The sequence below is a fragment of the Pantoea sp. SGAir0183 genome, from assembly GCF_043545505.1.
Window position 1 is genome coordinate 1,687,915 of record NZ_CP028053.1, and the last position, 16,515, is coordinate 1,704,429.

Below are 16,515 nucleotides of genomic sequence, written 5' to 3' on the forward strand. Positions count from 1 at the left end.
ATGGACCATTTAGTGGCGTTGCGCCGGGATCTGCACCGTAACCCGGAGCTGGGATTTCAGGAGCAGCGTACCAGCGACATTGTTGCCCGCTTTTTACACGATCTGGGCATTGAAGTGCATCGTGGCATCGGTAAAACCGGCGTCGTGGGCATACTGAAGAAAGGCACAAATTCGCGCATAATTGGGTTGCGTGCCGATATGGATGCGCTTCCTATGCAGGATAAAGGCGAGGTCGCCTGGAGCAGCCTGCAACAAAACCGCAGCCATGCCTGTGGTCATGATGGCCACACGACCATGTTGCTGGGCGCAGCGGAGAAACTGGCGCGTGACGTTGCGTTTGACGGTACGGTGTGTTTTATCTTTCAACCGGCAGAAGAGGGGCTGGCGGGCGCGAAGGCTATGATCGACGATGGCCTGTTTGAACGCTTTCCCTGCGATGCCGTGTATGCGCTGCATAACTGGCCCGAGCTGCCGCTTGGGGAGATTCAAACCCGTCCGGGGCCGATTATGGCGGCAGCCGACCGTTTTGATATCACCGTCAAAGGCGCAGGCGGTCATGCTGCCCAGCCTCATCTGACCCATGACACGCTGTTGGCGCTGAGCGAGCTGGTGGTCCAGCTCAACACGCTGGTGCCACGGGCACTCGATCCCTGCGAACCGGCTCTGCTGACCGTGACGCGCATGCAGGGCGGTTTCTCCCACAATATGATCCCTGCGGAAGCCAACATCACCGGTACGGTGCGCACCTTTAATCCCGCGGCGCAGGACATCATCGAATCACGCCTGCGGCAGATGGCAGAACACATCGCGGCCGCGCACGGCTTACAGGCTGAGGTGAACTATCTGCGCTATTACCCGGCCACGATCAACAGTGATGCGGAAGCGACTCAGGCACTCGCCGCCCTGCAGGCCGCAGGTATGCAGGCACGCCTCGCGGCTCAGCCCGCGCTCACCTCAGAAGATTTTGCTTTTATGTTGCAGGCCAAACCCGGCGCCTATCTGTGGATCGGCTCCGCGCCCTGCAAGCCGCTGCACCATGCGGCCTATGACTTTAACGACGCGTTGATACCGCATGGAATACGGGCATTTATCACGCTGGCCTGCCACGGGCTGGGGGCAACATTTCCTTGCTGAAACCTGTGGGATTTTAACACTTAATGCCGCTACTGGCGGAATTACGGCACCGTCATCGCTCAACAGATTGCGATACTTAAGCCAACCGAACACGACGTGGATGAGGTAGAGAAATGCAGAATGTCCTGGCAGAACAGCAAACTTATTCGGATAACAGCCTGTTGCTGGATGTCCGAGAACACCATGTGCCGCGTGGCATCGTTACCGCACATCCGCTGGTGATCGAACGCGCGAAAGGCAGCGAAGTATGGGATGTGGAAGGGAACCGCTATCTGGATTTCGTGGGCGGCATCGGCGTACTGAACGTCGGTCATAACCATCCTGCGGTCGTTAATGCCGTGACCCGTCAGCTCGGCCTGGTGTCGCATGCCTGTTTTCAGGTTGTGGCCTATCCCGGCTATATCGAACTGGCACAGCGCCTCAATAAGCTGGTCGGCGGTGAAGATCATTATAAAAGTGTTTTCTTCACCAGCGGCGCAGAAGCCGTCGAGAATGCGGTAAAAATTGCGCGAGCTTATACGCAACGTCCCGGCATTATCGCCTTTGACGGTGCCTTCCACGGTCGTACCTTGCTGGGCGTCACGCTGACCGGCATGTCTGCGCCGTACAAACAGAATTTCGGTCCGTTCCCGAGTGATGTGTATCGTCTGCCGTTCCCGAATCCGTTGCACGGTGTCACAGAGGCCGACTGTCTGAAGGCGCTGGAGCAACTGTTTGCGGTGCAGATTCTGCCGGAGCGCGTGGCCGCCATTATCATTGAACCGGTGCAGGGCGATGGCGGCTTCTTACCGGCCGGTCCCGCGTTTATGCAGGCCCTGCGCCGCATTACCACCCAGCACGGCATTGTGTTGATCTGTGATGAAATCCAGAGCGGCTTTGGCCGTACCGGCACCATGTTTGCCTTCCAGCAACTCGGCATCAAACCGGATTTAGTCACGACGGCGAAGAGTCTGGCGGGCGGGTTGCCGATTTCGGGCGTGGTAGGTAAAGCCGAGATCATGGACAGCCCGGCGCCGGGCGGACTGGGCGGGACCTATGGCGGTAACGCGCTGGCCTGTGCGGCGGCCCTCGCGGTACTGGATATCTTTGAGCAGGAAAATCTGCTGGCGCGTTCTTGTCAGTTAGGTGAGCAACTGAATCAGCGTCTGCGTCAGCTGGCAGACAAGTATGCCTGTATTGGCGATGTGCGCGGCGTAGGTTTTATGCAGGCCGTTGAGATTCTGGATGTGGACACACATAAACCCGACAGTGCACTGACGCAAAAGATCCTCGACTGCGCCTGTCAGGAAGGGTTGCTGCTGATTAAATGTGGCTTGCATCGCAATACCATTCGTTTCCTTGCACCGTTAGTGACCACCGATTCGCAACTTGAAGAGGCGCTGCATATTTTCGATATCGCGCTGGCGCGGGCGACCGGTCGTTTGTAACAGCACTGGCCCTCATTGACAAGGCAGCCACCCGGGATGCGGTCCACCAGGCCGCAACCGGGTGTCACGCTGGCGCATTTTTTGCAAAGCGTGATAAGCCCGGGATTTTTTGTGTTACAAAAAAGTAGCGCAGTTGTTATTTTAAAAGGCGTATTTTACGGGGTAATAAAAGTGCGCTTTGCGCGAGTACACAGCGTATTTCTGGGTAGTCACGAACGTCCAGTACAGCGGTAAACAATGAGGGGTGCTATGAACGGCTTAATGAAACTCGATCGCATCGATATCAATATTCTGGTGCAACTACAAAAAGATGGCCGTATCAGCAACGTTAATCTCGCCGATGCCGTCGGGCTTTCCCCGAGCCCTTGCCTGCAACGCGTCAAGCGCCTGGAACAGGCGGGATTCATCACGGGCTATGAAGCGCACGTTAATCTCACCAAAATTACCGATTCCGTCACCGTCTTTACCGAAGTCACGCTTAACGGACACCGCCGCGAAGACTTTATGAAGTTTGAAGCTGCGATGCGTGATGTCGATGAGCTGATGGAGTGTCATCTGATTACCGGCGGTTACGATTACCTTCTGCGCTTTATCACCCGCAGTATTGAGCACTACCAGGACGTGATTGAGAAGATGCTCGATGCCCAAATCGGCATTGATAAATACTTCAGCTACATCGTGATCAAATCCCCGGTCATGAAAAGCAGCGTACCGCTACGGTCGTTGATCAGTAAACATAACTCCATGGAATTTGGCGTGTAATCGCGTTGCAGCGCGCCGGCTTAACCGCCGCACGCGCTGTGTCTGTCCCGGCATCAGGCCGCCAGGATTTGGATCTTAATACCGCTGGCGGAAAAGACGGGCCGCGCACGATAGCCCTCAACGGTGATCTGTTCAAACCGCCCCGAACGCGCAGCGGCATCGATCAGCGGGATCACCTCGCCGAGTTTCGGCTGATAGCCTTTCACAAACCGCACGACGAGCGTGCCGCCCGCCGCCAGCGGCCCCCGAATCGCCAACTGTCCTCCGCCTTTGCCATCAATGTCCAGCTCAAGACGAGCATTCGGTCTGGCCGTAAAGTGACGTTTGATCTGCACGGGCGACGCCGCGCGAATACGCACGGCACCCTGGCTACCGACATACACATCCCCCTTGCCAAAGGCATGCACGGAGCCGGCTTCAAGCGTGCCGCCATCTACCTGGGTGCCGCCGCTGTAATGATTATTCCCCACAAGCTGTAACGTACCTGACCCCTGCAAGGTGAGCTTGCCTGCGCCGCTAATAGCATTGCGCCAGCTGTCACGCTGGTTAAAACCGCCTTTGCTCGCATCCATCGCCACCTGTACATTGCCGTTAAACTGGCCATAGCCGTCGGCAGCGGCCACCAGATTCAGACGGCCCCAGCCCTCCGCATCGTCCATGACAGGATAACCGGAGGCAATCTCGGTGGTTTTCAGCACGACCCGGCGCTGTGAAGCCGTCAGATAAGGAAAACGGGTTTCCAGTAAGATCTCCGCGCCTTTGGGCACGACGGGTGGACGCTGACGTGATGCGATGGGCGTAAAGCCGAATGTCATGCGACGTCGCGCTTCAGCACGGTTGGTGGCGGGATCGGCAAAGCGATCGGCCTGCAACGGTGCTGCGTGGGCAAAGACCCGCAAAGCCTCTGGCGTAGTGCCGGTTCGTTGTAACAAGGTCTGGTGCGCCTGTGCAAATGCGCGCAGGGCCTCATCATGGTAAGCCGTGAGGTTGGCGGTTGCGACAGCCAGCGCCAGCATGCGACCGCCAATGACATCCAGTGGTGAGTGCATCCCGGCAATAATACGATTTTCGCCCAGTTCCATACCGCGGCTGATCATCGCCTGAAAGCGTTCAGGCACCAGCCAGGCCATGGCGATGGCATCTCTGATGGCTTCTGCCGTATGGCCGCTGATGAACCCGCCATCGGTCGCTGGCGTCGGGCTCTCGGCAGGCACCAGTGCGGGCACGACAACCACCTCTGATCGCCAACGGTAGGGACGGGCATATTTGTAGAAGCGTTTCGCCGGTTCGGTAGAGGCGTTGTTGCCCATTTCATTCAGAAAATCGACCACCAGCCCAAAGTCGTGATTGCTTTCCTGAGTGCCTGCGCCGGTATTGTTGCCCTTATCCACGTAAAGCACACGGCTGGCATCAGCCGGAATGCGGGTAATCGAAGTGACCTGTTGGGCGGCGCTACGCCAGACGGAGGTCAACGGTCCCAGGCCATCAGTGACGCTGTAGCCCTTGGCACGGCGGTCATCAAAATAGGCTGCTGCGGCCTGCGCAGGCGAACGATGGGCGGTGGCCTTTACCACGTATTTCAGGTTGGCATCCAGCACATGCCGGTTGAGCACGGTGCCACAAACGGGTGGCTTGTCAGGTAGCCCCGTGCAGTCCGAAGGTGTAATGGCCGGAAAACCGTCACGCGCCGGGGCTGTGACGCCCGCATCGACCCGCAGGGTACGCGGACGCCACAGGGTCAGAAACCCGGACACCACGCGCACGCCCGCATTGGTATTAAGCGTGGCAAAGTGGGCATCGCCGCGCTGGTTGGTGGCGATTGTATCCACAAAAGCCGGCACGTTGGGGGGAGGTGCACTGTCACTGAAGCCCGGATCCGCAGGCGGCGGTGCCGCCAGTGCATTATTCATTAGAACAGGCAGCAGCACCGCGCCCGTCAACCGTGTCAGAAACGTGCCAAAACGCATCACCGCAGGCATAGCGAAAACCTTCGACAAAAGAGTGGGGCGCTATTGTGTCAGGGCAGCGTTAATCACGCATGACACTTCTGTGATGTTTTGACGCTGCGCTGTGTTTCCAGAAACAGGATGAAAGTTTCCCATTCTTTGTGCAACCCTGCCCTGAGGCAGTGCCTGAAAAAGCATCAATCCTGCCAACGATAGCACGCAATTGGATCATAAGAATTCGATCTTGTATCCAAGGCCGTATCCAGACGGACATTCAGCGTATGCGCCCGGCTGAATGCATTTTCTGGCATGCATCATGCAGCATCAGCGGGATAAGAAAGGGTTGTGGCGAAGGCAGTGCACTGCCCCAAAAGGCATCAATGCCTGGCCACGACCGGTGAGGGCAACAGGGCTGTTTTCCCTGAGAAACGTAAGTGAGGACAACCGGTGCTTCGGCACATAACCGTAATTTCACCCTAACCCAGGAATTCCTCAATGAAAAAACACGCTACCCCGACGCTGGAGCAGGAATTTGAGCACGAACCCGTGCCGCTCTCGCACCGTCATCCTACCCGGTCAGTTTCCGCCGTCTGGTTTGGTTTCCCAATGATTCTGACTAACGCGCTGTTTGGCGGCATTATTACCTGGCATCTCGGCTTCTGGCCGGCGCTGTTAGCGATCCTGATGGGGAATCTGGTGCTGTTTGCCTATGTCGGCGCATTAAGCTGGTTTGCAGGCAATACCGGGATGAATTTCGCATTGCAGGCTAAGCGCACGTTCGGCAGTAAAGGCTATATCCTCGTGTCGGGCTTTTTGTCGACTGTGGTGATCGGCTGGTATGCCTTCCAGACCGGACTGACGGGCACGGTCATTCATGAAACGTTTGGCTGGAACGCGCTGGGTGTGACGGCGTTTTCCATGGTGCTGTTTACTGCCGTGACCTTTTTGGGCGTGCGCGCGCTCTCAGTGCTGGGCATGATTGCCGCGCCCCTGTTTGTGATACTGGGTTTTGTGGCGCTTTATTTCATTGGCCAGACCCATGACTTTGCCAGCATGTTTCACTGGACAGGCAGCCCGTCGGTAGCAGGGGCCATGAGCATGGGCACGGCGGTGACGATGGTTGTCGCCGGGTTTGCCGACTCGGGCACGATGACGGCTGACTTCACCCGCTGGTCGAAGAATGGTCTGGCGGGCGTGATCGCCGCTTTCTCGGCGTTTCCACTGGCCAATATGATTGCCTACCTGTTTGGCGTGGTGGTGGTTTCCGTCGGTGCCGCTGTGGATCCGTTAACCAATGGCGGCAACTTCCTGCCGATGCTGATGGGCCATGGCCAGCTGCTGACGGTCGCGGCCTTCCTGTTTGTCTTTATCAATCTGGGCTCGGTGTGTACTCACTGTCTTTACAATGGTGCAGTCGGTTTCAGTCATCTGTTCAACAGTAAGATGCGTCGCTGGACGCTGATTCTGGGCATTACCGGCGGACTGCTGGCGTTAGCGGGCGTGTGGTCGTATTTCCTGGCATGGTTAAGCCTGCTGGGCGTAGTCGTGCCGCCTTTCGGTGCGGTGATGATTGTCGATCTGATCTTTATGGCGAAAATCAGTGGGAAACGTGCGCCGCAGCGTTTTCGTGGCGTGGCCTTTGCCGCCTGGGCGCTGGGGAGCCTGTGTGCCGTCATCGCTCATCTCGCGTTCCCACAGTTTGGCGAAGCGGTGATTGGTCTGGTCACCGCCGCACTCAGTTACACCCTGATGATGAAATTACGTGCCCCGGCACCGTTAATGGAGAAAAAGAATGCCTGAGTACAGCGTGAATTCAACGCCTTATCCCTGGCCGTTTGACGGCCACTTCAGCCCCGCCGATACCGCGCTGCTGGTGATTGATATGCAGACTGATTTTTGCGGTAAAGGCGGCTACGTTGACACTATGGGTTATGACATCAGCCTGACGCGTGCGCCAGTCGAACCCCTTAAAGTGTTGCTGGCGCGGATGCGGGCACTGCAGTTCCCGATTATTCACACCCGGGAAGGGCATCGCGCGGATCTGAGTGACTTGCCGGCCAACAAACGCTGGCGTTCTGCCCGAATGCACGCAGAGATTGGCAGTTCAGGGCCCTGCGGGCGCATCCTGGTACGCGGTGAACCCGGTTGGGAGATTATTCCTGAACTGGCGCCATTACCGGGTGAGGTCATTATCGATAAGCCGGGCAAAGGCTCGTTTTATGCGACCGATCTGGAGCTGGTGCTGCGCAGTCGCGGGATTCGCAACCTGATCATTACCGGCATTACCACCGATGTCTGTGTCCATACCACGTTGCGCGAGGCTAATGACCGGGGCTATGAATGTCTGGTGTTAGCCGACTGCTGTGGCGCGACGGAGCAGCGCCATCATGAAGCGGCCCTCAGTATGATTCATATGCAAGGCGGTATATTTGGTGCGGTTGCCACCTCGGCCGCGCTGCTGGATACCCTGGGTCAGCCGTAGTTCGGTAAGGTGCTCGTCTGTTGTGATGGCAGGCGGGCACAAATTCATTTTTACGTCACCGCGTCGTCACCTCTCTGTCATCTGATCCCGTCACGCTGTAGCCATCCCGCAGCCCACCGGCTGCGAAATCCCCCCTTACGCTGTGAGGATTTATTTGTGATGGAGTTATCCAGACATCCGACCACTGTGTATCAGGCCGTTGCGGCGCAACTGGAGCAGGCTGTTCAGGAGCGTTATCGCAGTGGTGACTACCTTCCTTCGGAGCAACAGCTGGCCGATCACTATGCCGTTAACCGCCACACCTTACGTCGGGCGGTTGATGAACTGGTGAATAAAGGGTTGCTGCAGCGTCGCCACGGCGTCGGCATTTTGGTGTTAATGCGCCCGTATGATTATCCGCTCCATGCGCAGGCCCGCTTCAGCCAGAACTTACTGGAACAGGGCAGCGATCCCACCAGTGAGCGCCTGCTGGCCGTATTGCGTCCTGCCAGTACAGACGTCGCGGCCGCATTAGGCGTGAACGAAGGCGACAACGTCATTCATCTGCGCACGCTGCGCCGGGTCAATGGCCTGCCGGTGTGCCTGATTAATCACTTCCTGCCCGACCTCAGTTGGTGGCCGCAGCTACAACGCTTTACCAGCGGCTCGCTCCACGACTTCCTGCGGCAGCACACCGGCAAGCAGCTGGTGCGCACGCAAACGCGCATCAGCACCCGTCGGGCTCAGGCCAAAGAGTGCAAGCAGCTGGAGATCGCACTGCATTCCCCCTTGTTGTGCGTGCGCACCCTGAATAAAACCACCGATGGTGCGATGGCGGAGTACTCCGTCAGCCTGACGCGTGGCGACATGATTGAACTCACTCTGGAGCACGAATGAAACAGCAAGCGGCACGCCAGCACTGGCTTTCGGTGTTGGCCCACAGTAGCGCCGCCGAGCTTGACGCGCTCTGGCAGCCGCTCAACCTTACGCCGGCATTTACGCTGATCCGACCGGCTGAAATTGGCCTGACACGGTTGCAGGCCCGCATGGGCGCGACGGGCAAACGTTTTGTGATGGGCGATGCCACCATCACGCGCGCGGTCGTCCGGCTAAACGATGGCACCCTGGGCTACAGCTACCTGCTGGGCCGGGATAAAGCCCACGCCGAGCGCTGTGCCCTGATGGATGCGCTGTTGCAGCAGACGGGCACCGCCGAGCTGTTACAGGAAAAGATTATTACCCCACTGGCGGCCTTACGCGACGAGCAGCGTCAGCTGCGTGCACGTGAAATCGCCAGTAGCAAAGTGGACTTCTTTACGCTGGTACGCGGAGACAATGAATGACTTTACTGGCAAGTTTTCATCACCCGGTTGCGGATGCGCAGCATGCTTTTCGCCGCATTCTGAAAGCCATGAGCGAACCCGGCGTTATGGTATCGCTGCCGCTGCAACAGGGCTGGGGCGCACTTTCTCCCGCCGCCACTGCCGTGCTGCTGACCCTGGTCGATCAGGAAAGCCCCCTATGGCTGGACCCACAGGTCGATAATCAGACGCTGCGCGATAACCTGCGTTTTCATACCGGCGCACCGATTACCGACAGCAGTGATGCGGCATTTGCGTTAAGTCACGCGACCGCTCAGCCTAACCCGGCCGACTTTTCCGCGGGCGACAACCTGGCACCTGAGAAAAGCACCACGCTGATTATTGAGGTACCTGCGCTGAACGGTGGCCTGGCATTACGGTTGACAGGGCCGGGGCTGCGCGAAGCACGCGCCATTGCGCCACAACTGCCGGAAAGCGTGATCGACTACCTGCGTGCCCGCCCGCATCCGTTTCCTCAGGGTGTGGATCTCATCTTTACCTGTGGCGAAGCGATGATGGCGGTGCCACGGACAACCCACGTTGAGGTGTGCTCATGTACGTAGCCGTGAAAGGGGGCGAAAAAGCCATTGCTAACGCCCATCACCTGCAGGCGGATGTGCGGCGCGGCGATCGCGCGGTGCCTGAATTATCCTGCGACCAGGTCGCGCAGCAGCTCGGTCTGGCGGTAGATCGGGTGATGACGGAAGGTGGCATTTACGATCCCGCGCTGGCGGCGCTGGCGATTAAGCAGGCCAGCGGCGATCTGGTGGAGGCCATTTTCCTGCTGCGTGCCTATCGCACAACCCTGCCGCGGCTAGCGCAAAGCACGCCGTTAGCTACTGGTAGCATGCGAATCGAGCGACGCATCTCGGCGGTGTATAAGGATTTACCCGGCGGTCAGGTGTTGGGCCCGACCTACGATTACAGTCACCGTCTGCTGGACTTTACGTTGATAGCAAATGGCGAAACACCGCCGCCGCCGCGCAGTGAGCAGGCGCTGCCGGAACACTGTCCGCATATGTTCAGCATGATGAGCGAGGAAGGCTTTGCGGAGGCAGAACGCGACGATGGCAGCGAACCCACGGATATCACCCGTGAGCCGATGGGCTTTCCCGCCTCGCGCGCGGCACGTCTTCAGCAACTGGTGCGCGGCGACGAAGGGTTTCTGCTGTCGCTGGGCTATTCCACGCAGCGTGGCTATGGCCGCACGCACCCCTTTGCCGGTGAAATCCGTACCGGATACGTCAGCGTCAGCATTTGCCCCGAAGAGCTGGGTTTTGAACTGGAGATCGGGGAAATGCTGCTGACCGAATGCGAAATGGTCAACGGTTTTACGCACGACGGCGAAAGCGCCCCGCACTTTACGCGGGGTTATGGCCTGGTCTTTGGCCGGGCTGAACGTAAAGCCATGTCCATGGCGCTGGTGGATCGGGCGCTACAGACGCGTGAACACCATGAACGCATTACCAGCCCGGCGCAGGACGAGGAGTTTGTGCTGTCCCATGCGGATAACGTCGAAGCTGCAGGTTTTGTGTCCCACTTAAAACTGCCGCACTACGTCGATTTCCAGGCGGAACTGGAACTGCTGAAACGTCTGCGCCAGGACTATCAGGAGCAGCAAAATGGCTGAACTCAGCGGCTATAACAACGGCTATCTTGACGAACAAACCAAACGTACGATCCGACGCGCCATCCTGAAAGCCGTGGCGATTCCCGGCTATCAGGTGCCGTTTGCCGGACGTGAAATGCCGATGCCTTATGGCTGGGGCACCGGCGGCATTCAAATTACCGCCAGCGTGATTGGCGACAAAGACGTTCTGAAAGTTATCGACCAGGGCGCGGACGATACCACCAATGCGGTCTCGATCCGCCGTTTCTTTCAGCGCGTCAGCGGTGCGGCGACGACCGAGCGCACAGTGGATGCCACGCTGATCCAGACGCGCCACCGTATTCCGGAAACGCCGCTGCAAGAAGATCAGATCCTGATTTTCCAGGTGCCGATTCCCGAGCCGCTGCGCTTTATTGAGCCTCGCGAAACGGAAACCCGCACCATGCATGCGCTGGAAGAGTACGGCATTATGCAGGTCAAACTGTACGAAGATATCGCCCGTTTTGGTCACATCGCCACCACCTATGCCTATCCGGTAAAGGTCAACGATCGCTATGTGATGGATCCGTCGCCGATCCCCAAATTCGATAACCCCAAGATGCACATGATGCCCGCGCTCCAGCTGTTTGGTGCCGGTCGTGAAAAACGCATCTATGCCTTGCCGCCCTATACCAAAGTTGAAAGCCTCGATTTCGACGATCATCCCTTCACCGTGCAGCAGTGGGACGAACCCTGTGCGCTCTGTGGTTCGCGCCACAGCTATCTGGATGAGGTGGTGATGGACGACCAGGGCACGCGCATGTTTGTGTGCTCCGATACCGATTTTTGCCACCAGCAGCAGGAACAACACCATGCACAGTGAACAACCGCTGCTCGCGGTGAACAACCTTACGCATCTGTATGCGCCAGGAAAAGGCTTTGAAGACGTCAGTTTTGATCTCTATCCGGGCGAGGTTCTGGGTATCGTCGGGGAATCCGGATCGGGCAAAACCACCCTGTTGCGTAGCCTGTCAGCGCGGCTGGCACCGCAGGCGGGCGCGATTCACTATCTGCAACGCGATCTGTATCAAATGAGCGAAAGCGACCGCCGCCGCTTACTGCGCACGGCGTGGGGCGTGGTCCACCAGCACCCGCTGGAAGGTTTGCGCCCTCAGGTCACGGCGGGCGGCAATATCGGCGAGCGCCTGATGGCCGTCGGTCACCGCCATTACGGCGAAATCCGCGCGCAAGCCAGCCACTGGCTGCAGGCGGTGGAAATCGCGGCTAACCGCATCGATGATCTGCCGACAACCTTTTCCGGCGGCATGCAGCAGCGTCTGCAGATCGCCCGCAATCTGGTCACCCAGCCGAAGCTGGTGTTTATGGATGAACCGACCGGCGGCCTGGACGTTTCGGTGCAGGCACGGTTACTGGATCTGCTGCGTACGCTGGTGCGGGAACTCAATCTGGCGGTGGTGATTGTGACGCACGATCTGGGCGTGGCGCGCCTGCTGGCGCATCGCCTGCTGGTGATGAAGCAGGGCCGGGTGGTGGAAAGTGGCTTAACTGACCGCGTGCTGGATGACCCGCATCATCCTTACACGCAACTGCTGGTTTCATCGGTGCTCAACTAATGGCGACGGCGACTATGAAAACGCAACTGCGCGTAGAAAATTTGTGCAAAACCTTTGTGATGCACAATCAAAACGGGGCGGCGCTGCCGGTATTACAGGATGCCTGCCTGGACGTCAGTCAGGGCGAATGCGTGGTACTGCACGGGCATTCCGGCAGCGGGAAATCCACCCTGCTGCGTGCCCTGTACGGTAACTATCAGGCCAACAGCGGCCACATCTGGGTACAGCATCAGGGCGAGTGGGTGGATATGGCGCAGGCACCGGCCCGTCAGATTATTGCCATTCGTCGCGATACTATCGGCTGGGTCAGTCAGTTTCTGCGCGTCATCCCGCGCGTGCCGACGCTGGAGATCGTGATGCAGCCGTTGCTGGAGCGCGGTGTGGAACGCGGCTTCTGTGAAGCCCGCGCGAAAGAGCTGCTGACGCGACTTAACGTCCCGCAGCGCCTCTGGTCTCTGGCCCCCTCAACCTTTTCGGGAGGCGAGCAGCAGCGCGTCAATATCGCCCGTGGCTTTATCGCGGACTATCCGGTGTTGTTACTGGACGAACCCACGGCGTCACTCGACAGTGTCAACAGTGCTGCGGTCGTGGGCCTGATTGAGCAGGCGCGTGAACGCGGCGCGGCAATCGTGGGGATCTTTCATGATGAAGCGGTGCGGGAACGTGTGGCCGATCGCCTGCACGTCATGCAGCCCTTCAAAACAGGGGCAGAAGCATGATCATCAATAACGTAAAGCTGGTGCTGGAAAATGAGGTTGTTGCCGGTTCGCTGGAGTTTCGCGAAGACCGTATTACCAACTTTAGCGAAACGAACAGCCAGCTGGCCAGTGCGCTGGATGGCGAAGGCGCGTATCTGCTGCCGGGCCTGGTGGAGTTGCATACCGATAACCTGGACAAATTTTTCACCCCACGGCCTAAAGTCGACTGGCCGGCGCACTCGGCGATGAGCAGCCACGATGCGCTGATGGTGGCCAGCGGCATCACCACCGTGCTGGATGCTATCGGCGTGGGGGATGTGCGTGATGGCGGCCACCGACTGGAAAATCTCAGTAAAATGATTGGCGCGATTCGTGACAGCAACCAAAAGGGGCTTAATCGCGCGGAGCATTTACTGCATCTGCGCTGTGAGCTGCCGCATCATACAACGCTGCCGCTGTTTGAAGCCTTGCTGTCCTCACCTGAGCTGTCGCTGGTGTCGCTGATGGATCACTCACCCGGCCAGCGTCAGTATGCGTCGCTGGAAAAGTACCGGGAATACTACCAGGGAAAATACCAGCTGAATGATGAGCAGATGGATGCGTTTGAGCGCGAGCAACTGGAACTGGCCGAGGCCTGGTCACAGCCTAATCGTCTGGCGATTGCCGCGCTGTGCCGCGATCACGGCATCGCGATCGCCAGTCATGACGATGCGACTGTTGACCATGTCGAAGAGTCGCACGCCGTGGGCAGTGCGATTGCCGAGTTTCCCACCACGCTGGAGGCGGCGAAAGCTTCGCGCTACCGCAACATGCAGGTGTTAATGGGCGCGCCCAACATTGTTCGCGGCGGTTCGCATTCCGGCAACGTGGCCGCCTGGGAGCTGGCCGCTCACGGCATGCTGGATATCCTGTCGTCGGACTACTATCCCGCCAGCCTGCTGGATGCGGCGTTCCGCCTGGCCGCCGATGAGCGCAATACGCTCTCTTTGCCTCAGGCCATTGCGCTGGTAACGTGCAATCCGGCACGTGCGCTGGGGCTGGAAGATCGTGGCGTGATCAGCGAAGGCTGCCGCGCCGACCTGGTCCTGGCGCATACTCAACATGGCCATCCCCATATTCGCCATGTCTGGTGTAAAGGTCGGCAGGTGTACTGATGGCCCGGCTCATCTGGCTTATCGGCCCGTCCGGTTCAGGCAAAGACAGCCTGCTGGACCGGCTGCGCGAGGCACCGCCTGAGGGCTTGCTGATTGCTCATCGCTATATTACGCGCCCCCATGATGTAGGGGGCGAAAACCATATCGCCCTGACGGAAGCGGAATTTATCCGGCGTGATGCGCTGGGGTTATTTGCCGTCAGCTGGCAGGCGCACGGTTTTTATTACGGCGTGGGCAGTGAAATCGACCACTGGCTGGCGTGCGGGCAAAACGTGCTGGTCAACGGATCGCGCCAGCATCTGGAACACGTCCGGGCACGTTACGGCACGCGACTGTTACCGCTATGCCTTGAGGTGTCGTCTGCGGTACTGGCCGCACGGTTACGTCAGCGTGGCCGTGAGAGCGAAGCGGCGATCGCCCAACGGCTGGCACGGGCTGCCCGGCATCAGCCAGAAGGCTGCCTGCGGCTGAATAACGATGGCGCACTCGAAGAGACCGTACAACAGTTACGTCAGCTGCTGGAGGGCGCCTCATGAAACTGACCCTGCTCGGTACGGGCGGCGTAACCGGGGCTCCCGTGTTCGGTTGTGACTGTGGCGCCTGTTTGCGCGCCCGTCAGTCTGCCCGTTATCGCCGCGCGCCTACAAGCGCGTTAATCGAAGCCGGACGTGAACGTATTTTACTGGATGCGGGCTTACCCTTGCTGGCAGAACGGTTTCAGCCTGAGGATATCAACCGGATTCTGCTGACGCACTATCACATGGATCATGTGCAGGGCTTATTTACCCTGCGCTGGGGCAAAGGGAAACCGATTCCCGTCTGGGGGCCGCCGGATGAAAAGGGCTGTGACGACTTGTTTAAACATCCCGGCTTACTGGATTTCCGGCCCGCGTTAACTCCCTTCGTGGCCCAGTCATTTGGCGACCTGCGGGTGACGCCCTTACCACTCCAGCATTCACGGCTTACGCATGGCTATCTGTTTGACTGGCACGGTGCCCGGCTGGCCTGGCTGTGTGATACCTGCGGTCTGCCGCCGGATACCGCGGATTTCCTTCGTGGGCAAACGCTGGACCACCTGGTGGTGGACTGCAACGATCCCCCCGGTCAGGGTGGGCGTAACCATAACGATGTGACCGCGGCCCTGACCATCATCGAGGCACTGAAACCCCACCAGGCCTGGCTGATTCATCTGAGTCACGATATGGACAACTGGCTGGCCGAGCATCCGCTACCGGCCTCGGTGCAGGCGGCGCATGACGGCCTGTCGCTGTCTCTGGACGCCGTTTTGCCTGTCATCGTTTAATCACATAACCGTAATACAGCTTTCATCCCCGGTGTTCTTAATATAGCGGTCTCTCGTCAGGTTCCTGCTGCGTGAGCAGGGCCTGCTGTCCCTGCTGCCAGCAAAGGCACTGAGCAACAGGTGCGGGCCAGACAGGGTAATGAAGCCCCGGATTCAGCGTCGGGTGCACAGAACGTTAACTGGAACAACGGAGAACATCATGGCACAGGCACTGCTGAAAACGGTGGTCGATAACGTCACGTCGTTGACCCACTCCGGCGGGCAAAAAGTGTTATCTGTTCAGGGATTGAGCAAAGCCTACGGTAGCAACAAGGTCCTCGATAATGTCAGTTTCGATTTGCATGCGGGTGAATTAGTGGCGGTGATTGGTCGCTCTGGCGCAGGCAAATCGACATTGCTGCATATGCTGAACGGCACCATTTCGGCCTCGCAGGGCGCAATCATCAGCCTGCATCACGGCGAAGCCGATCGCAATGTGGTCAACCTCAGTAGCCGCCATATGCGCGAATGGCGTGCGCAGTGCGGCATGATTTTTCAGGATTTCTGCCTGGTGCCGCGTCTTGACGTGCTGACCAACGTGCTGCTGGGTCGTCTCAGCCAGACGTCGACGCTGAAATCGTTTTTCAAAGTCTTCTCTGACGCCGACCGCGCCCGCGCGATTCAACTGCTGGAGTGGATGAACATGCTACCGCAGGCGTTACAGCGTGCCGAAAACCTTTCAGGTGGACAAATGCAGCGCGTGGCGATCTGTCGGGCGCTGATGCAAAACCCCAAAATTCTGCTGGCCGACGAACCGGTTGCCTCTCTCGATCCCAAAAATACCACCCGCATTATGGACGTTCTGCGCCAGGTGAGTGAACAGGGCATCAGCGTGATGGTTAACCTGCACTCGATCGAGCTGGTGAAAAGTTACTGCACCCGCGTCATCGGGATTCAACGCGGTGTGGTGCTCTTTGACGGCCATCCTTCTGACCTGACCGACGGCCTGCTGCATCAGCTGTACGGCGATGAATTCAACCAGATCCACTAACTATCACAGCAAGAGAA

Annotated in this window: 17 protein-coding genes; 16 read left to right on the forward strand and 1 reads right to left on the reverse strand. The window is 58.5% G+C overall.

Annotated features, from left to right (window positions below; all coding sequences use genetic code 11):
- The 3 genes from C1N59_RS07880 (at position 1) to C1N59_RS07890 (ending at position 3,323) form a co-directional block, all read left to right on the forward strand.
- Positions 1–1,134: a M20 aminoacylase family protein gene (locus C1N59_RS07880; protein WP_054633531.1), complete on the forward strand. Its 1,134-nt coding sequence runs from the start codon at positions 1–3 to the stop codon at positions 1,132–1,134.
- 113 nt (positions 1,135–1,247) lie between these two features.
- Positions 1,248–2,561 carry a 4-aminobutyrate--2-oxoglutarate transaminase gene (gene gabT, locus C1N59_RS07885; protein ID WP_033740353.1) on the forward strand — a complete coding sequence of 438 codons (1,314 nt, stop codon included), beginning with the start codon at positions 1,248–1,250 and terminating at the stop codon, positions 2,559–2,561.
- Positions 2,562–2,810: 249 nt separating this feature from the next.
- Positions 2,811–3,323 (forward strand): Lrp/AsnC family transcriptional regulator, encoded by a 513-nt coding sequence (locus C1N59_RS07890; RefSeq protein ID WP_054633532.1) that lies wholly within the window; start codon positions 2,811–2,813, stop codon positions 3,321–3,323.
- Positions 3,324–3,376: 53 nt separating this feature from the next.
- Here the strand turns inward: C1N59_RS07890 and C1N59_RS07895 are convergent, their stop codons facing one another.
- Positions 3,377–5,302, reverse strand: a complete 1,926-nt coding sequence (locus C1N59_RS07895; RefSeq protein ID WP_054633533.1) for a phosphatase PAP2 family protein — start codon at positions 5,300–5,302, stop codon at positions 3,377–3,379.
- 462 nt (positions 5,303–5,764) lie between these two features.
- Here C1N59_RS07895 and C1N59_RS07900 point away from each other — a divergent pair, with 462 nt between their 5' ends.
- The 13 genes from C1N59_RS07900 to phnC all read left to right on the forward strand — a co-directional run bounded on the left by C1N59_RS07900 (position 5,765) and on the right by phnC (position 16,498).
- Positions 5,765–7,069 carry a purine-cytosine permease family protein gene (locus C1N59_RS07900; protein WP_054633534.1) on the forward strand — a complete coding sequence of 435 codons (1,305 nt, stop codon included), beginning with the start codon at positions 5,765–5,767 and terminating at the stop codon, positions 7,067–7,069.
- Positions 7,062–7,751, forward strand: coding sequence for a biuret amidohydrolase (locus tag C1N59_RS07905; RefSeq protein ID WP_054633535.1), 690 nt, complete (start codon positions 7,062–7,064; stop codon positions 7,749–7,751). The genes C1N59_RS07900 and C1N59_RS07905 overlap by 8 nt, the downstream gene beginning before the upstream one ends.
- 159 nt (positions 7,752–7,910) lie before the next feature.
- Entirely contained in the window at positions 7,911–8,627 is a 717-nt protein-coding gene (gene phnF, locus C1N59_RS07910) for a phosphonate metabolism transcriptional regulator PhnF (RefSeq protein ID WP_006119641.1), read from the forward strand.
- Positions 8,624–9,073, forward strand: coding sequence for a phosphonate C-P lyase system protein PhnG (gene phnG / locus C1N59_RS07915; RefSeq protein ID WP_054633536.1), 450 nt, complete (start codon positions 8,624–8,626; stop codon positions 9,071–9,073). Before phnF ends, phnG begins: the two co-directional genes overlap by 4 nt.
- A complete protein-coding gene (phnH, locus tag C1N59_RS07920) occupies positions 9,070–9,654 on the forward strand; it encodes a phosphonate C-P lyase system protein PhnH (protein WP_033739495.1) in 585 nt (194 codons plus the stop codon). The genes phnG and phnH overlap by 4 nt, the downstream gene beginning before the upstream one ends.
- Complete coding sequence (locus C1N59_RS07925) at positions 9,645–10,721, forward strand: carbon-phosphorus lyase complex subunit PhnI (RefSeq protein ID WP_054633537.1); 1,077 nt, start codon at positions 9,645–9,647, stop codon at positions 10,719–10,721. Before phnH ends, C1N59_RS07925 begins: the two co-directional genes overlap by 10 nt.
- Complete coding sequence (locus tag C1N59_RS07930; protein ID WP_006119637.1) at positions 10,714–11,562, forward strand: alpha-D-ribose 1-methylphosphonate 5-phosphate C-P-lyase PhnJ; 849 nt, start codon at positions 10,714–10,716, stop codon at positions 11,560–11,562. Before C1N59_RS07925 ends, C1N59_RS07930 begins: the two co-directional genes overlap by 8 nt.
- Positions 11,552–12,313, forward strand: a complete 762-nt coding sequence (phnK, locus tag C1N59_RS07935; RefSeq protein WP_006119636.1) for a phosphonate C-P lyase system protein PhnK — start codon at positions 11,552–11,554, stop codon at positions 12,311–12,313. Before C1N59_RS07930 ends, phnK begins: the two co-directional genes overlap by 11 nt.
- Entirely contained in the window at positions 12,313–13,032 is a 720-nt protein-coding gene (gene phnL / locus C1N59_RS07940) for a phosphonate C-P lyase system protein PhnL (protein ID WP_054633538.1), read from the forward strand. The genes phnK and phnL overlap by 1 nt, the downstream gene beginning before the upstream one ends.
- Complete coding sequence (gene phnM, locus C1N59_RS07945) at positions 13,029–14,165, forward strand: alpha-D-ribose 1-methylphosphonate 5-triphosphate diphosphatase (protein WP_039338201.1); 1,137 nt, start codon at positions 13,029–13,031, stop codon at positions 14,163–14,165. The genes phnL and phnM overlap by 4 nt, the downstream gene beginning before the upstream one ends.
- On the forward strand, positions 14,165–14,701 hold the full coding sequence (phnN, locus tag C1N59_RS07950) for a ribose 1,5-bisphosphokinase (RefSeq protein WP_394550519.1): 537 nt from the start codon (positions 14,165–14,167) through the stop codon (positions 14,699–14,701). Before phnM ends, phnN begins: the two co-directional genes overlap by 1 nt.
- Positions 14,698–15,468 carry a phosphonate metabolism protein PhnP gene (phnP, locus tag C1N59_RS07955; RefSeq protein WP_039338203.1) on the forward strand — a complete coding sequence of 257 codons (771 nt, stop codon included), beginning with the start codon at positions 14,698–14,700 and terminating at the stop codon, positions 15,466–15,468. The genes phnN and phnP overlap by 4 nt, the downstream gene beginning before the upstream one ends.
- A 199-nt stretch (positions 15,469–15,667) precedes the next feature.
- The gene (gene phnC, locus C1N59_RS07960; protein WP_394550520.1) at positions 15,668–16,498 is read left to right on the forward strand and encodes a phosphonate ABC transporter ATP-binding protein; all 831 of its coding nucleotides are present in this window, start codon (positions 15,668–15,670) and stop codon (positions 16,496–16,498) included.
- Positions 16,499–16,515 lie beyond the last annotated feature (17 nt).

Excerpts from the sequence above, each read along its gene's own strand:
- C1N59_RS07880 (WP_054633531.1), top strand. The coding sequence starts at position 1 with ATGGACCATTTAGTGGCGTTGCGCCGGGATCTGCACCGTAACCCGGAG.
- gabT (WP_033740353.1), top strand. The coding sequence starts at position 1,248 with ATGCAGAATGTCCTGGCAGAACAGCAAACTTATTCGGATAACAGCCTG.
- C1N59_RS07890 (WP_054633532.1), top strand. The coding sequence starts at position 2,811 with ATGAACGGCTTAATGAAACTCGATCGCATCGATATCAATATTCTGGTG.
- C1N59_RS07895 (WP_054633533.1), bottom strand. The coding sequence starts at position 5,302 with ATGCCTGCGGTGATGCGTTTTGGCACGTTTCTGACACGGTTGACGGGC.
- C1N59_RS07900 (WP_054633534.1), top strand. The coding sequence starts at position 5,765 with ATGAAAAAACACGCTACCCCGACGCTGGAGCAGGAATTTGAGCACGAA.
- C1N59_RS07905 (WP_054633535.1), top strand. The coding sequence starts at position 7,062 with ATGCCTGAGTACAGCGTGAATTCAACGCCTTATCCCTGGCCGTTTGAC.
- phnF (WP_006119641.1), top strand. The coding sequence starts at position 7,911 with ATGGAGTTATCCAGACATCCGACCACTGTGTATCAGGCCGTTGCGGCG.
- phnG (WP_054633536.1), top strand. The coding sequence starts at position 8,624 with ATGAAACAGCAAGCGGCACGCCAGCACTGGCTTTCGGTGTTGGCCCAC.
- phnH (WP_033739495.1), top strand. The coding sequence starts at position 9,070 with ATGACTTTACTGGCAAGTTTTCATCACCCGGTTGCGGATGCGCAGCAT.
- C1N59_RS07925 (WP_054633537.1), top strand. The coding sequence starts at position 9,645 with ATGTACGTAGCCGTGAAAGGGGGCGAAAAAGCCATTGCTAACGCCCAT.
- C1N59_RS07930 (WP_006119637.1), top strand. The coding sequence starts at position 10,714 with ATGGCTGAACTCAGCGGCTATAACAACGGCTATCTTGACGAACAAACC.
- phnK (WP_006119636.1), top strand. The coding sequence starts at position 11,552 with ATGCACAGTGAACAACCGCTGCTCGCGGTGAACAACCTTACGCATCTG.
- phnL (WP_054633538.1), top strand. The coding sequence starts at position 12,313 with ATGGCGACGGCGACTATGAAAACGCAACTGCGCGTAGAAAATTTGTGC.
- phnM (WP_039338201.1), top strand. The coding sequence starts at position 13,029 with ATGATCATCAATAACGTAAAGCTGGTGCTGGAAAATGAGGTTGTTGCC.
- phnN (WP_394550519.1), top strand. The coding sequence starts at position 14,165 with ATGGCCCGGCTCATCTGGCTTATCGGCCCGTCCGGTTCAGGCAAAGAC.
- phnP (WP_039338203.1), top strand. The coding sequence starts at position 14,698 with ATGAAACTGACCCTGCTCGGTACGGGCGGCGTAACCGGGGCTCCCGTG.
- phnC (WP_394550520.1), top strand. The coding sequence starts at position 15,668 with ATGGCACAGGCACTGCTGAAAACGGTGGTCGATAACGTCACGTCGTTG.